Raw genomic sequence first — 15,028 nt, 5'->3', positions numbered from 1 at the left:
TTATAATCCCGTTCAGTATCGTGCGGCTTGCCAGCCTGGCAGGGAATAAAACGATCCTGTCAATTTGTGGCGCTGGCAGGTAGAATGCACGCCGTTTATCTGTTCCGCGCCGCTGCGCGCCCATAGACGAAAAGGGCTGGTCATGACGTCTGTTACTTCCTCCACTTCCCGCGTAGTTACTGATTCTCCTGTTGTTGTTGCTCTTGATTACAATAAACGTGACGCTGCTCTGGCTTTTGTCGACGGTATTGATCCTCGCGACTGTCGCCTTAAAGTGGGCAAAGAGATGTTTACGTTATTTGGACCGCAAATCGTTCGCGATCTGCAACAGCGCGGTTTTGACGTTTTCCTCGACCTTAAATTCCATGATATTCCAAACACCACGGCGCATGCCGTTGCCGCGGCTGCCGAATTGGGTGTATGGATGGTTAACGTGCATGCATCGGGTGGGGCGAGAATGATGACAGCCGCGCGTGAAGCGCTTCTGCCGTTTGGCAGCGACGCCCCCTTGTTGATTGCGGTAACGGTGCTGACCAGCATGGACGAAAATGACCTGCGTGACCTCGGTGTGACGTTGTCACCGGCTGAACATGCAGAGCGTCTTGCGCGACTGACGCAGAATTGCGGCCTGGACGGTGTTGTCTGTTCCGCGCAGGAAGCGGTGCGTTTCAAAACGGAGCTGGGCCAGAATTTCAAACTGGTCACGCCGGGTATTCGCCCAGCGGGTAGCGAGGCTGGCGATCAACGCCGTATTATGACTCCTGAGCAGGCGCTGGCGGCAGGCGTGGATTACATGGTCATCGGCCGTCCGGTGACACAATCTGCCAATCCGGCAGAGACGCTTAAGGCTATCAACGCATCACTGAAAAAGGGGGCGTAATGACCGACTCAAACAGCCGTCTGGTCTATTCAACCGAAACCGGGCGCATTGATGAACCGAAAGCGAAAGCAGAGCGCCCGAAAGGCGACGGTATTGTCCGTATCCAGCGCCAGACCAGCGGGCGTAAAGGTAAGGGTGTTTGCCTTATCACGGGTATCGATCTGGATGATGCAGAACTGGCGAAACTGGCGGCTGAACTGAAAAAGAAATGTGGCTGTGGCGGTGCCGTCAAAGACGGGATAATCGAAATCCAGGGTGATAAACGCGATGTCATTAAATCGCATCTCGAAGCCAAAGGGATGAAAGTAAAACTGGCGGGCGGCTAAAATAAATGAGCCACGGTATTTACCGTGGCTCTTGTTTTATACGTGCGTAAGTCAGACCTGAAATGCGATAAATATCGCGATGCCCATCAGGGCGTATAATAATTATTTGCCGACCTGGTGACCGATAATACCACCAACAGCAGCACCACCTAATGTACCCAGCGTACTACCGTCTGTTAATACTGCACCACCCAGTGCACCAGCACCGGCACCAATAGCGGTGTTACGGTCACGTTTAGACCAGTTAGAGCATGCGCTCAGGGACATTGCTACAGTGATTGCCAGAACAGCGGCGGCTAATTTTTTGCTGGTTAAGGTCATAATACTTTCTCCTGAATTATCGATTCACGGAAAGATGCACGCTTTAAGTATAGACTAAACGAATACTTAAATTCTGTTCTCCGTGAAAGCTGGTCGCGCAGGTGTTACGTCATCACGCAGGTGATAGTCACTTCCTGTTATATCGCTAACATTAATTTTACGTCTTCAGGGTCAGTTAAACAGGTAAAAACTCTTAAAGGGGGGTTAGGATTCCTCTCAGAGAGAGGTTAAGAGGCGCCTGAAATTCAGGCGCTCGCGGTATCAGGCGGGTTTTTTAATAATGTCGACGATAAGTCCGTCTTCCTGGAGTTTATTCCGATGCGATTCGCTCAGACGGTCATCAGTAATTACGCGGCTGAACCGGGATATTGGCCCCATCGTATAAGGATGGACCGCGCCAAATTTTGAACTGTCGGTCAGCACGATTGCCTCACACTCTTTTTCCAGTACCGCGTTCACAACGTCTGAACGCATCATATCCCGACCGGTAAAGCCGGTTTCGGGCTGCCAGCCGTCAATACCGATGAAGGCCTTGCTGAAATGCACCTGCTGCACGTACTGACGCGTCAGTGGGCCGACCATGCTCTCACTTTTTTTCTGATAGATACCGCCCAGCAGGATGACCTCGCAGCGTGTCTCCTTCAACAAGTGAGCGATATAGCTACTGACGGTAATGATGGTGATGTCTTTTTGCTCGGCCAGGGTGCGGGCCAGCAGGGCGTTGCTACTGCCGTTCTCAATAAAGACCGTTTCGCCATTGTTCACTAAGGACGCGGCAAACTCAGCCAGCTCACGTTTGAGGGCATAGTTATTCATCATGCGGGTTTCTACGTCCTCGCTGTCCAGCGGGACCGCATACCCATGCGCACGACGCAGGTAGCTCTGTTTTTCGAGTAGATTCAGATCCTGACGGATGGTGACTTCAGAAACGCCTGTCGTTTTAGCGAGATCGACGACGCTCACGCGCCCCTGATCGATGACCATCTGCAAAATGATTTGTTGTCGGGAATTCATAGCATCCATTTAAAAAAGCGAAACGAGGGCGGATAGGGCGTGGTTAAACTTCCCACGGGGCTTTTGGCTGTCTGTTTTCTGACGCGGTTTCGGCGCCATTCTGAGCCAGAAGTTCAGACTTCAGGATCTCAAGGTTACGGATCGCAGAGTGATAATCGCCCGCCACCAGTATATCCAGCACGGTATCAATTCGTTGGGCTACGGCCTGCGCATCAATGTTAGACATAATCTCATCCCGGGTACGAAAAGTTAATATTTTCAATGATGCAGAAAATGGATTCAAAAGAGAAGGGAAAAAATGCAATAACTAAATTACATAAATGAAAGTAATAAATTTATTCCCCCGCATGCAGCGTGATGAATGAGTGGATTAGTCTAAAACTGCGCGCAAGGCGCTTTTTTATATGAGGAATTAGACTATGACAGTTATCAATCAGACTACCTGCACACTGTTTACCGATACTGAACGTTTCACTCAGTTGTCCGGGTATTATGAGGAGGAGCGCCGCACAGTCTGGATGATGTTGCGGGCGCAGCCACGACCTTGCTTCAACCATGCGTTAATCGAAGAGATCATGAACCTCTCCTGGCTTGTTCGCCAGTCCGGGTTTGCGGTCGATTTTTGGGTAACCGGTTCGCTGGTACCCGAGATGTACAATGCGGGAGGTGATTTACAGTTCTTTGTCGAATGTATCCAAAACGGACGCCGCGAAGCGTTAAGAGCCTATGCCCGTGCCTGCGTGGACTGCGTTCATGCGGCGTCACGAGGGTTTGATACGGGGGCTATTACCCTGGCGATGGTCGAAGGCAGTGCGTTAGGGGGCGGATTCGAAGCCGCGCTGGCGCACCACTTTGTGCTGTCCCAGCGCGATGCCCGCTTAGGCTTCCCTGAGATCGCCTTCAACCTTTTCCCCGGCATGGGGGGGTACTCGCTGGTTGCTCGCCGCTCAGGCATGAAGCTGGCGGAGGAGCTCATCTACAAAGGGGAGTCTCATACGGCAGAATGGTATGAACAGCATGGGTTAGTGGATGTCCTGTTCGAACCCGGGCAAAGTTACGTCTCCGTCAGAACGTTCATTGACACGCTGCGGCCGAAGATGAACGGCGTAAAGGCGATGTTACGCGCCCGTACCCGCGTGCTGCAGCTGCCTCGCAGTGAGCTGATGGATATCACGGAAGATTGGGTTGACGCTGCGTTCTGCCTTGAACCAAAAGATATCGCTTATATGGAGCGTCTGGTCATGCTGCAAAACCGCCACCAGGCGGCGGGTTTACGCAAAGCCAGTTAGTGCTGTTTACGCGCCTGATATCGCTTTAGCCATCGCTCGAATGCGGCAGCGGGCATGGGCTTAGCAAAGAGAAAACCCTGCCGTTCGTTGACGCCGTTCTTAGTCAGAAAGGCGTCTTCTTTTGCGTTCTCCACACCTTCGGCAATGACCTGCAAATTCAGTGCCTGCGCCACCGCGACGATGGCCCGCACCAGCGACTGGGAAATAGACTGTTTATGAATATCCCGGACAAATGACTGATCGAGTTTTATCGCATCGATGGGGAAGCGTGCCAGCTGCGACAAAGACGAGTAGCCGGTACCAAAATCGTCCAGATGGATTTGCGCACCAAGCTGGCTGAACTGCTGGATCACCGACAGCGCCAGCTCTTCGTTTTCAATGAGGCAGCTTTCCGTTAACTCAACGTCGATAGGGCAGTATTCAAAATCCAGATCCTTCAGGGCCTGTTTTAAGTCGCTGAAAATGGTTTGATCTGCCAGCTGACGGGCCGAGACGTTCACCGCCACGCGCAGGTTAATGCCTTTGTCGCGCCATTTCGCCACCTGGCGAACCACATCAAGCATGACCCAGCGGCCAAGCGGCACAATCAGCCCTGACTCCTCAGCATACGAGATAAACTCCAGCGGAGGAATCAACCCGCGTTCTGGTGATTGCCAGCGCACCAGCGCTTCAAGGCTTCTGACTTCACCGCGCCAGGTGACTTTAGGCTGGTAGTGGATCAGCAACTGATCGTTATCCAGCGCTTTGCGCAGGTTGGTATCCAGCCAGAGATACTCAAACACGCGCTGGTTCATTTCCGGCGAGAAGACGCAGAACTTACCCCGGCCGTTCTCTTTTGCGGTGTACATGGCGGTATCGGCATTGCGGATGACGCTTTCCCGATCGTTACCGTGCTGCGGGGCGAGGGCGATACCTAACGAGCAACCGGTATAAATTTCAATCAAACCAATTCTGAACGGCTGGCGCAGACGGGTCAGAATGCGTGATGCCATCGCTTCCAGAGAACCCTGAGAGGTATTGGTGGCCATGACAATAAATTCATCGCCGCCGAGTCGCGCCAGCACCTGGCCTTCTTCCAGACAGCTCAGAATGGCCAGTGCGACCGCCTGTAATAACTGATCGCCAAACATGTGCCCGTAGGCGTCGTTCACCTTTTTGAAGTTATCGAGATCGAGATACACCACGCCAACCTGCGTCTCACCGCGGCTGTCGATGGCGTCTGAAATCAGTTCGTGGATCGCGTTGCGGTTCGGCAACCCGGTGATGGTGTCGGTATTGGCCAGCACCCGCAGGCGCTCCTGGGCGCGGCGCTCCTCCGTAATATCGGTGCCGGAACAGATAAGAAAAATTTCATTTTTACCGCTACCGCTGTGGACAAATTTGTTTCTGAACAGAAACAATCGTTGTCCTTTTCGCGTTTTGATCCAGCGCTCGACTTCGTAAGAGCTGCCGTTGCGAAAGAAGCCGGTGATGTTGCGCTTAGAGGCTGCCGCTTCACTGCGGCTCATAAACAACTTAAACACGTTCTGGCCGATAACTTCTTGTTCTTTCAGGCCGGTGTACTCCTCGCTCAGGCGGTTAAACCGCTGAATATTGCCGTTCTGATCGAGGATTACGATAACGGAGTTGGCTTCCGAAACCACTTGTTCCGCAAAGGACAGCCCCTGAGCCAGGTCCCGGGCTACGGAAGGCGTATCGTTCCACGCAGAGGCTGTTCCGGCCCACTCATTACGGGTTATTTTGCGTCCGACAAGGTGTACAGGAACATCTTCGCCGTACAACGAGAGCGTCATAGAGATACTGGACGTAATGACGGTTAACTGGCGAATAAGTTCGGCCTGTTCATCGTCCAGCGCCACCACCTGAGTGACATCGGCATTTTCGCTGGTAGAAAGGTGCAGAGCATTGCTGTCTGCTGTCAGTCGCCACCAGGGGCTGTGAGTTCCCATGTAACGAAACAGCAAATTCTGCTCCAGATCGTCCATCATGTTTTCTCCTGCAGCTACCTGTTAGCGCACAATTTATTCCGTTGCAATCGGCTTTTTCGAGGTAAGACCACGGCCAGACCGATGTGAACTTATTGTTTTTTCCCGGGTTTCTTATAATAAAACGAGTCAGGTAAAAAAGGATACTTAGCAAATAAAAATTCACGTAACCGAATATAACGGCACTCTTTTACTGTAGATAATTCTGGCGAATTTGGGCGGGGGAAGTCTGAAAATAGTAAGAAAAAATGAAGAATTTGCAGCGTGGCGTAAAAGAAAAAATTGTCGGCCCGTCCGGTAAGGAAAGGGCCGACAATTGAACAGCTTATCAGGCGGCAGGGCGCGCGATGATGCTGCGGGTTTCCATGCGGACTTCGGCGATAGTTACGTCAATCACGTCGGTGACCTTGTAAACCGTTTCACCTTTGATTTGCACAGTCCCGTTTTCCTGGCTACAGACAAGTTCATCGCGAACGGCATGCAGGAACGGCGCAGGGATAAAGGCCACCGCCCCGTTATCCACCAGACGCACGCGCATCCCCCCACGGCTGATATCAATGATTTCTGCGGCGAAGCGAGTGTCTGTGCCGGCTTTGTCCTGCAGGAAGCGGGCGTACAGCCAGTCACCTACATCACGTTCCGCCATGCGGTTCAGGCGCCGACGATCTGCCATCTGCAGGGTCGTGTCATCCTGAGGACGCGCAATTGATTCGCCCTTAATGATCGCTTTCAGCAGGCGATGGTTAACCATATCGCCATACTTACGAATTGGAGATGTCCAGGTGGCGTAGGCTTCAAGACCGAGGCCGAAGTGTGGGCCAGGCTCAGTGCTGATCTCGGCAAAGGACTGGAAACGACGAATACGGCTGTCGAGGAAACCAGAAGGCTGTGCGTCCAGCTCGCGGCGCAGCTTGCAGAAGCCCTGCAAGGTTAGCACTTCTTCCGGGTCAACATGCACATCATGATTCTTCAGTAAGGCGGCCAGCGCTTCGGTGTTCGCCGGATCAAACCCGGTATGAACGTTATAAATGCCGAAGCCAAGCTTGTCGCGCAGCACACGTGCGGCACAAATATTGGCGGAAATCATCGCTTCTTCGACGATGCGGTTCGCAATACGTCGTGGTTCGGCCACGATATCCAGCACTTCACCTTTTTCGCCCAGAACAAAGCGATAGTCCGGACGATCCTTGAACACCAGCGCATGGGTTTGACGCCACTCGCTGCGGCTCAGACAGATGCGGTGCAGCAGACGAATCTGTGCGGCAATGGCCTCAGAGGCCGGTTCCCAGCTGCCCGTGTTCTCCAGCCAGTCAGAGACGTCGTCGTAAGCCAGCTTGGCTTTAGATTCAATGGTGGCCGCGAAGAATTCGATATCGTCTTCAATTGTGCCGTCCGCAGCAATGGTCATGCGGCAGGCGAGCACCGGACGCACTTCGTTCGGCCGCAGCGAACAGAGATCGTCGGAGAGTTCACGAGGCAGCATCGGGATGTTAAAGCCCGGCAGATAGTTGGTGAACGCACGGATTTTCGCGATATCGTCCAGCTTGCTGCCTTCAGCAATCCAGGCGGTAGGATCGGCAATGGCCACGGTTAACAGCCGTTTGCCGTCGGCAAGTTCTTCAGCGTACAGCGCATCATCCATATCTTGCGTACTGGCGCTGTCGATAGTAACAAACTCCAGGGCAGTCAGATCGCGACGCTCAAGACCTTCGTCCTGCATCTCGGTGGCGACGCCGTTCGGGGCTTCTTTCTCAAGATTATGGCGCGCAAGCGTAACCCACCACGGTACAAAATGGTCATCACCGAACGTGATGAACTGGGTCAGTTCCGCATAGAAACCGCGATCGCCTTTCAGTGGATGACGGCGCATTTCGGCAACGGCCCAGTCACCTTCTTTAAAATCATGCTCAACGCCGCGAGCGGCACGGCAGGGGATGGCGTCTTTCAGCAGAGGATGATCCGGCACGATGGAGAGACGATCGTCTTTTCTCTGCACCTTGCCCACAAAACGGGTCAGAAACGGCTCGATCAGTTCTTCCGGCTCGGCAGATTCACGCTCTTTTTCGGTATGAATAACCGCCATGACGCGGTCGCCGTGCATCACTTTCTTCATCTGCGGTGGCGGAATGAAGTAGCTTTTCTGCGCGTCGACTTCAAGGAAACCAAAGCCTTTTTCCGTGGCTTTTACGACCCCTTCTGCACGCGGCGTCTGGGAATGCAGTTGCTGTTTAAGCTGCGCTAGCAGCGGGTTGTCCTGAAACATAATGTTCTATTTTCGTAGCCATTGAGCGGCTGACAGTTTTACGCGATTCTCACTGCCACAGCAAGCGCTCTTTGGGTAAATAGTATGGTTATTCCGCTTTGCCAAGCGCCACTTTCAGGCGCTCCAGCCAGCCGTCTAACGCGCTTCGCGTAAGCAGTGCAATCGCCCGGCCAGCGGGAAGTCCTTCTTCCGTGAGCGGGTTAAACTGTGCTGCACTGAAACGGTCCGGTGAACGTGTCAACAACACCACGGCCGCTAAGAGCGCTGGCGACGCGGCCCGGTCTTCTACGCGGCAATGGTTCAGGATTTCTCCCGTCAGATCGAGCAGCGTGGGTTCGTGGCAGAGCACAGGCGTCAGCGCCTGAAGAGCGGGCTCGGCTTGCCAGCGTGAAAGCGACTCAAGTTGATGCGCACTGGCATAGCGCAGTTCCACGACAGGCAGTAGAGCGATCCAGGCGCCAGGCCTGGCGGGCAGCGTGTGCGGTTGAATATGGTGTCCCGGCAGCCAGCGTACGGGGTGGCCCAGCAGCGCCTGAAATACTGCTACCACGCGGGCCTGAAAACCGATAAAGCCAATAATCTGGCTGATGAGCACAATGTCATACGTTGTCAGACCCACCTCATCAAGCTGGTTCTGCGCTTTATCATCGATGACATCCGGTGAACTGGCAAGCTGGCGGGCATACTGCGTGATCTGGGCCAGACGGCGGTTACTTTCGCGAGAGGAGTCCGGGCCGGGAAGGGGGGCGAGAAGGGCGGCGTAGTGGTTACAGAGCCTTTGAACCCCGCAGGCCTGCGCCACCGTCAGCGCGGTACTCAGCCTGTCGTAGGCACTCAGCGTATACAGACGGTTGACGGCGATATCGAGTGGAAACAGCCGGTGACATAACGCCCGGGCAGGAGTAAGCCAGCCAGCACAGGCAGTAACAATCTCATCCGGTAAGGCTAAATCGAGCAAAAAACGATCGTCGACGTTAGCGGCTTCGGGCACCAGAGGCAGGACATCCGTCTGCGCGTGGTTTGACTGGGTTTCGTGGTACCAGTGGCCTTTGCCGGAAAAACGGCGTTGTTCCATGGGCGTTCCTTGATCTCAAAATGGCGATCAATATCCTGGCGTAAGGCGGATGAGGGGAAAAATATTGTTAGGTGATAACAAATAGCAGAACGGAATAACGAGAGAGGGCGGGGCGGGAAAAACTCTCTTCCCGGGCGGGAAGAGAGTCACAAACTTATTTAATTTCCAGCTCGTTCATTGCAGCGATGTTGAAGCCGCCGTCAACGTGAACCACTTCGCCGGAGATACCCGCGGAAAGGTCAGAGCACAGGAATGCTGCAGAGTTACCCACATCTTCAATGGTAACGGTACGACGAATCGGGGTAACCGCTTCGCAGTGTGCCAGCATTTTACGGAAATCTTTGATACCGGAAGCCGCCAGGGTACGGATTGGACCTGCAGAGATGGCGTTAACGCGCACGCCTTCAGGGCCCATTGCGTTCGCCATGTAGCGGACGTTTGCTTCCAGAGACGCTTTAGCCAGACCCATCACGTTGTAGTTAGGGATTGCGCGCTCTGCGCCCAGGTAGGACAGGGTCAGCAGGGCGGAGCCCGGGTTCAGCATGGCACGACAAGATTTCGCCATCGCAACAAAGCTGTAAGAGCTAATGTCGTGAGCGATTTTAAAGCCATCGCGGGTTACCGCGTTCACGTAGTCACCGTCCAGCTGGTCGCCAGGTGCGAAGCCGATGGAGTGAACGAAACCGTCAAATTTATCCCACGATTTTGCCAGTTCAGCAAACATGCCATCGATGCTTTCATCTTGTGCAACGTCACATTCCAGAACAATGCTGGAACCCAGCTGCGCGGCAAATTCTTCAACACGGCCTTTCAGCTTGTCGTTCTGGTAGGTGAACGCCAGCTCAGCGCCTTCGCGATGCATTGCCTGTGCGATGCCGTATGCGATGGACAGTTTGCTGGCAACGCCGGTTACCAGAATGCGCTTACCGGAAAGAAAACCCATAGCTTTAATCCTTATATTCATTGCTTATTTTGCCTTGTAATTCATAGCGTTACAGGCAGTATTTCAAAATTATTCGAAATCAGCTCGAAATTATAGCCCACTCACTGCCCCTTGTGTCACGCTATTTCTCGCGAATCTCCCGGGAATGAACGCGCGTAAGGGGCTGATATGGGAAACGCGGCTGTGAAAATTTCGGCATTCGTCCAGTATATCACCCGGCGTCAGGTTCACCTCATCCAACCAGCATCGAAGCGTGATCCCGTAAAGCGTTTCACCTTTTTCTGGCGTGCTCGATGAAACGCGCGACGACAATAAAGAAAACCGGGACGAAGAAAATGGCGAGAAATGTACCGCTAATCATACCGCCGAAAACCCCGGTGCCAATGGCATGCTGCGTGCTGTCACTTGCGCCACGGGCCAGCATTAACGGGACAACCCCTAGCGTAAAGGCCAGTGAGGTCATCAGAATGGGGCGCAAGCGTTGCCGGGCAGCCTGTAGCGTTGCTGCCACGATTGTTTCCCCCTCCCGCTGCAGCTGCCTGGCAAACTCGACAATCAGAATGGCGTTTTTTGCAGACAGCCCGATCAGGGTGATCATCCCCACCTTGAAGAAAACATCATTTGTCATGCCGGCAATGTGTACGGCCGCTACCGCGCCAATAAGACCCAATGGCACGACCAGCATAACCGCGAAGGGTATAGACCAGCTCTCATAGAGCGCGGCAAGAACCATAAACACAACGAGGATTGACAGCACAATAAGGCCGGGAAGCTGTGACTCAGACGCTTTCTCCTGCAATGAACTCCCGGCCCATTCCCCTGCGATACCCGCAGGCATCTCTCTTGTCAGCGCTTCCATGGTTTTTATTGCCGTACCGCTGGATTCACCCGAGGCGGCACTTCCCGTAATGCGTATCGCAGGATAACCCTGATAGCGGTTCAACTGCTGGGGCGCAACGTTCCATGAAAGGGTGGCAAACGTAGAGACCGGCACCATCTGTCCCGTCCGATTTTTTACCGATAAGGCTAACAATTGTTCGGGCTGCATGCGGTAGGGCGCATCGGCCTGAACAATCACCTGTTGAACGCGGCCGTTATTGGTATAGTCATTAACGTAACTGGAGCCCGTGGTCACAGACAAGGTTTGATTAATTTCGTCAAACGAGACGCCCATGGACTCGGCTTTTTCCCGGTCGATCTGAATTGCCAGGCTGGTGCCATCCGGCAGGCCATCTATGTAGACATCATTCAGTTCAGGCCGTTGATTTGCCTGCTGAACAAGGTCATCCGCAGCCTTTTTTAGAGCCTGATATCCCAGTCCTGCTCGGTCCTGCAGATAGTAAGTAAATCCGGATGAGGTCCACATATCCGAAATCGCCGGAGGGAGCAGGCTCATCGTCACGGCATCAGAAACGCTCTCCATGCGCGACTGGATAGCGTTTGCTTCATCCTGGGCGGTGATCCCTTGTCGGTTTTTCCAGTCCTTAAGCGTGGTAAAGGCCATGGCCGAGTTGGGGCCAGAACCTGAAAAGCCAAAGCCCAGGATCATAATGTTGCTCTCAATCGCCGGTCGCGATGCAATTTCCTCTTCAAATTTTTCAACCACTTTAAGGGTACGCTGCATGGTCGCATCAGACGGCAGTTGCAGGGAAGACATAAAGTAGCCCTGATCTTCATCCGGCAGAAACGAGGAGGGCAAAGACGACAGGCCAGCAAACAGGGCAGCGCAAAGGGCAATATACAGCAGCAGCATGCGGCCCGTTCGTTTTAATACGGCACCCAGGCTGGAGGCATACACTGCCGTGAGGGCGTAAAAATGCGCGTTAAACCAGATCGCAAATTTCCCGGCGCCTTTCTTGTTCGCCTCATGGGGCTTGAGTAACGTGGCACAAAGCGCGGGTGTCAGCGTCAGCGCCAGAAAGGCCGATAACAAAATGGAAATGGCCATTGAAATACAGAATTGTCGATAGATGATCCCCACCGATCCCTCAGCAAAGCCCATCGGGATAAACACCGCCGTGAGCACAAGCGTGATACCCGCGATGGCAGGGGTGATTTCCTGCATGGCCTGCCGCGTGGCTTCGCGCGGTGAAAGCGCTTTTTCTTCCATCAGTCTTTCGACGTTTTCAACCACGACGATGGCATCATCAACGATAATACCGATTGCCAGCACCATGCCGAACATGGTCAGGATGTTGATGGAATAACCGCTGAGCAGCATGATCGTAAAGGTGCCCAGGAGCGCCACGGGGGCGACAATCGCCGGAATAAGCGTGCAGCGTATCTTGTGCAGAAAAAGCAGCATGACCAGAAACACTAGCACCATCGCTTCAACAAACGTCTGTACCACCTTCATAATTGAAAGCTTTACGAAGGGCGCCGTATCAAAAGGGACGGTGAAGGTCATTCCCTCCGGAAGCACATGAGAGAGCTCATCAATGCGCGCCCGCATGCCTGAGGCGGTACTGATGGCATTCGCTCCCGGCGACAGCTGGATTGCGGCTGCCGTCGCCGGAACGCCGTTTTCGCGAATACCGTACGCATAGCTTTGCAGGCCGGATTCAATGCGGGCAACGTCCGACAACTGCAGGCGGGCCCCTGTGATATCGGATTTAAGGGTAATATGGCGAAATGCCTCGACCGAAGAAAGTTGTCCTTTAACCGTAATCGGATAAGTCACTCCCTGGCCTTCTGTTGCCGGTTCATCGCCCGTTCTGCCGGGGGAAACAATGGTGTTCTGCTGGCTGACTGCCGTAAGCACATCGCTCACCGACAGCCCATAGCTGTGAAGCTTCATCGGATCGAGCCAGATACGTAGCGCTTTCTCACCACCAAAAAGCTGGACTTTGCCAACCCCCGGCACGCGGCGAAGCTCATCGCTAATATTTCTGGCAAAATAATCGCTCAAATCCGCTTCCTGAAATTTCCCGGAGGTGGATTTTAACCCCACCATCATCAGAAAACTGGCGTTCGCCGCCTCGACGTTAATGCCGTTTTGCCGGACCGACTGAGGTAGACGCGGCTCGACAATTTTTATCTGATTCTGGAGATCCATCTGCGCAAGTTTAATATCTGTGCCTGGCTTAAACGTCACCGTAATTGAGGCTGAACCGGTGGTGTCACTCGAGGATTCAAAATAGAGCAAATTATCCACGCCGGATATTTCACGTTCGATAAGAGAGACGACCGATGTATTCATTACATCAGGGCTGGCGCCGGGATACGAGACAGTAATGATAATACCCGGCGGTGCAACGGCCGGATATTGCGCAACCGGCAGCCGGGGAATAGACAATACGCCCGTCAAAACAATAAAAAGTGCGACGACCCAGGCGAAAACAGGACGATCAATAAAAAATTGCGGCATGAGGATTACTTCCAGTCAACTAACAGTGAAACGCATTACGGGTGCAGTGCCTCGTCATCGGTCGATACCCGTTTACCGATGTCTCTGAGCTGTGAAAATTTCTCAAGGAGTTGCGGGGCGTCATCCAGGCTTGTCGCAAACATCCACATATAGGTCATCACGGAGTAGATATGACCCGCCGTAATACCCGTCGAGTGGGTCATCAGGATAATGGTCAGCGTAAAAAGCAGGGCAATCAGCGAACCAATCAGTAAATATCCCCACGCTTCGCGGTCAGAGAGCGCAATACGCAAGTGTGCAAGCGTAGAATAATGACGTTTAAGGGTCGCAGAGCTCGCTTTATGTACATAATCCACCTCTTTCTCGAGGCGGTTATTGAGGCGTCTGAACAGCAATTCATTCTTATGGGTGAAACCGGAAACAAATCCCATCAGGATTAAGACGATGATGGCGCAGACGATGCCAGCCCAGAATTCAATGATCAGCAGCATAATGGCTGCACCAAAAAGCGAACTCATTGAGGTAATGAGCATGGGCAGATGCATTTCAAAGAAATCCACGAACTCACGCGATAAGGTAACTCTCGCCGCGATTGTCGAATGATTAAGCTGATATTTTCGCTGAGCCAGCACCACAGAGACCGCAAGCCCGGCGTAAATCCGTGCGAAGGTGCGCGTGTCCACGCTGCGCCTGGCGGCACCAATGCACCAGATAAACAGGACCATTAGCCCATACAGTGCAGCGCTCACGGTATCCCCGGCGAGAATGGCATTTATCGCGATCCCCGCAAGTACGGGATAGAGTAAAAAGGTCACATTTTCGGCAATAACCAGAAAGAAGGTAATAAACAGCTTCTTGCTGTGCCGCACGGCAAGTGCCTTGAGCGAGCCAACAACCCCGGAAACGACCGGAGGACGATGAGTATTTTTAAGGATCATATTTTTCGAGTTATTAATGCCAGAGAGCAGGGGAATTCCGTCAGGAATTTATCCATTAACCGTTACTTTATACAGCGCATGTTTAGTACTGATGTGCGATTTGTGGAGGTTATATGGAGACAGTAAACTTAAATCATCCTTAACATGAGATAAATGGGTGAGCCAACAAAAAATATAATGAGAAAACATTCGCAGTAAAACACCAGATCGGCAATATCAGGTGCGATGTTTAACAAAATACTGAAAATGATGATCAGGTAGATAAAAATCAATGCCAGGCACAGGGCCATGACAAGGAGTTCCGTCAATCCGCCTCCTTTATGTTGAATCGCAAGAAAAAACGATGTCGCTGCGATACAACCATAAATAACAGGTGAGGAGATAATGGTTGCCGCCACTTTTTCATCGACTTCATGTATCAGGATCATCCAAAGATGCAATAATCCCCACGATACAATAAGAAACAAACATGACGTGCCAATGTTAGCAGGTGAGACATATCTATTAATATTCATGGTGAGTGTCTTCGGGTATTAATGAAAGCAATTGATAGACCGGGGTGCGTGCGAGAAGTTCAACGGTTTATTCTCTTTGGTCGTTTTTTTTCTGAATAAAAAAGATTACGTC

13 protein-coding genes are annotated in these 15,028 nt (G+C 52.7%); 3 read left to right on the top strand and 10 right to left on the bottom strand.

Going from position 1 to position 15,028, the window contains the following annotated elements:
- The first annotated feature begins 142 nt into the window (after positions 1 to 142).
- Positions 143 to 880 carry an orotidine-5'-phosphate decarboxylase gene (gene pyrF / locus VF709_RS00320; RefSeq protein ID WP_028027957.1) on the top strand — a complete coding sequence of 246 codons (738 nt, stop codon included), beginning with the start codon at positions 143 to 145 and terminating at the stop codon, positions 878 to 880.
- Entirely contained in the window at positions 880 to 1,206 is a 327-nt protein-coding gene (yciH, locus tag VF709_RS00315; protein ID WP_013096377.1) for a stress response translation initiation inhibitor YciH, read from the top strand. Before pyrF ends, yciH begins: the two co-directional genes overlap by 1 nt.
- A 102-nt stretch (positions 1,207 to 1,308) precedes the next feature.
- On the opposite strand, the gene osmB is transcribed toward yciH, so the two are convergent.
- The 3 genes from osmB to VF709_RS00300 form a co-directional block, all read right to left on the bottom strand.
- Complete coding sequence (gene osmB / locus VF709_RS00310; RefSeq protein ID WP_008501216.1) at positions 1,309 to 1,527, bottom strand: osmotically-inducible lipoprotein OsmB; 219 nt, start codon at positions 1,525 to 1,527, stop codon at positions 1,309 to 1,311.
- A 261-nt stretch (positions 1,528 to 1,788) separates the two neighbouring features.
- Positions 1,789 to 2,541 carry a DNA-binding transcriptional regulator YciT gene (gene yciT / locus VF709_RS00305; RefSeq protein WP_038419677.1) on the bottom strand — a complete coding sequence of 251 codons (753 nt, stop codon included), beginning with the start codon at positions 2,539 to 2,541 and terminating at the stop codon, positions 1,789 to 1,791.
- 43 nt (positions 2,542 to 2,584) lie between these two features.
- A complete protein-coding gene (locus VF709_RS00300) occupies positions 2,585 to 2,767 on the bottom strand; it encodes a YciZ family protein (protein ID WP_020690946.1) in 183 nt (60 codons plus the stop codon).
- 193 nt (positions 2,768 to 2,960) lie between these two features.
- Here VF709_RS00300 and VF709_RS00295 point away from each other — a divergent pair, with 193 nt between their 5' ends.
- Positions 2,961 to 3,830 carry a crotonase/enoyl-CoA hydratase family protein gene (locus VF709_RS00295; protein WP_045903104.1) on the top strand — a complete coding sequence of 290 codons (870 nt, stop codon included), beginning with the start codon at positions 2,961 to 2,963 and terminating at the stop codon, positions 3,828 to 3,830.
- Here VF709_RS00295 and pdeR read toward each other — a convergent pair.
- The 7 genes from pdeR to crrC form a co-directional block, all read right to left on the bottom strand.
- Positions 3,827 to 5,818, bottom strand: a complete 1,992-nt coding sequence (gene pdeR / locus VF709_RS00290; protein WP_013096381.1) for a cyclic di-GMP phosphodiesterase — start codon at positions 5,816 to 5,818, stop codon at positions 3,827 to 3,829. The two genes, VF709_RS00295 and pdeR, sit on opposite strands and share 4 nt — an antisense overlap.
- A 325-nt stretch (positions 5,819 to 6,143) precedes the next feature.
- The gene (locus tag VF709_RS00285) at positions 6,144 to 8,078 is read right to left on the bottom strand and encodes an exoribonuclease II (protein ID WP_038419676.1); all 1,935 of its coding nucleotides are present in this window, start codon (positions 8,076 to 8,078) and stop codon (positions 6,144 to 6,146) included.
- A gap of 88 nt (positions 8,079 to 8,166) precedes the next feature.
- Complete coding sequence (locus VF709_RS00280; protein WP_149896342.1) at positions 8,167 to 9,153, bottom strand: CMD domain-containing protein; 987 nt, start codon at positions 9,151 to 9,153, stop codon at positions 8,167 to 8,169.
- Positions 9,154 to 9,307: 154 nt separating this feature from the next.
- Positions 9,308 to 10,096 carry an enoyl-ACP reductase FabI gene (gene fabI / locus VF709_RS00275; RefSeq protein ID WP_013096384.1) on the bottom strand — a complete coding sequence of 263 codons (789 nt, stop codon included), beginning with the start codon at positions 10,094 to 10,096 and terminating at the stop codon, positions 9,308 to 9,310.
- 271 nt (positions 10,097 to 10,367) lie between these two features.
- Complete coding sequence (locus VF709_RS00270; protein ID WP_149896343.1) at positions 10,368 to 13,463, bottom strand: multidrug efflux RND transporter permease subunit; 3,096 nt, start codon at positions 13,461 to 13,463, stop codon at positions 10,368 to 10,370.
- 35 nt (positions 13,464 to 13,498) lie between these two features.
- A complete protein-coding gene (locus tag VF709_RS00265; protein ID WP_149896344.1) occupies positions 13,499 to 14,401 on the bottom strand; it encodes an ABC transporter six-transmembrane domain-containing protein in 903 nt (300 codons plus the stop codon).
- A gap of 128 nt (positions 14,402 to 14,529) precedes the next feature.
- Positions 14,530 to 14,916 carry a colistin resistant protein CrrC gene (gene crrC, locus VF709_RS00260; protein ID WP_044158342.1) on the bottom strand — a complete coding sequence of 129 codons (387 nt, stop codon included), beginning with the start codon at positions 14,914 to 14,916 and terminating at the stop codon, positions 14,530 to 14,532.
- Positions 14,917 to 15,028 lie beyond the last annotated feature (112 nt).

It is taken from the genome of Enterobacter sp. Lyrl_3, assembly GCF_051948675.1.
Taxonomy (GTDB): Bacteria; Pseudomonadota; Gammaproteobacteria; order Enterobacterales; family Enterobacteriaceae; genus Enterobacter; species Enterobacter cloacae.
This window is presented reverse-complemented; position numbering and strand designations above follow the sequence as displayed.

Bases quoted from the DNA above. Each gene is read 5' to 3' on its own strand.
- pyrF (WP_028027957.1), top strand. From the start codon at position 143: ATGACGTCTGTTACTTCCTCCACTTCCCGCGTAGTTACTGATTCTCCT.
- yciH (WP_013096377.1), top strand. From the start codon at position 880: ATGACCGACTCAAACAGCCGTCTGGTCTATTCAACCGAAACCGGGCGC.
- osmB (WP_008501216.1), bottom strand. From the start codon at position 1,527: ATGACCTTAACCAGCAAAAAATTAGCCGCCGCTGTTCTGGCAATCACT.
- yciT (WP_038419677.1), bottom strand. From the start codon at position 2,541: ATGAATTCCCGACAACAAATCATTTTGCAGATGGTCATCGATCAGGGG.
- VF709_RS00300 (WP_020690946.1), bottom strand. From the start codon at position 2,767: ATGTCTAACATTGATGCGCAGGCCGTAGCCCAACGAATTGATACCGTG.
- VF709_RS00295 (WP_045903104.1), top strand. From the start codon at position 2,961: ATGACAGTTATCAATCAGACTACCTGCACACTGTTTACCGATACTGAA.
- pdeR (WP_013096381.1), bottom strand. From the start codon at position 5,818: ATGATGGACGATCTGGAGCAGAATTTGCTGTTTCGTTACATGGGAACT.
- VF709_RS00285 (WP_038419676.1), bottom strand. From the start codon at position 8,078: ATGTTTCAGGACAACCCGCTGCTAGCGCAGCTTAAACAGCAACTGCAT.
- VF709_RS00280 (WP_149896342.1), bottom strand. From the start codon at position 9,153: ATGGAACAACGCCGTTTTTCCGGCAAAGGCCACTGGTACCACGAAACC.
- fabI (WP_013096384.1), bottom strand. From the start codon at position 10,096: ATGGGTTTTCTTTCCGGTAAGCGCATTCTGGTAACCGGCGTTGCCAGC.
- VF709_RS00270 (WP_149896343.1), bottom strand. From the start codon at position 13,463: ATGCCGCAATTTTTTATTGATCGTCCTGTTTTCGCCTGGGTCGTCGCA.
- VF709_RS00265 (WP_149896344.1), bottom strand. From the start codon at position 14,401: ATGATCCTTAAAAATACTCATCGTCCTCCGGTCGTTTCCGGGGTTGTT.
- crrC (WP_044158342.1), bottom strand. From the start codon at position 14,916: ATGAATATTAATAGATATGTCTCACCTGCTAACATTGGCACGTCATGT.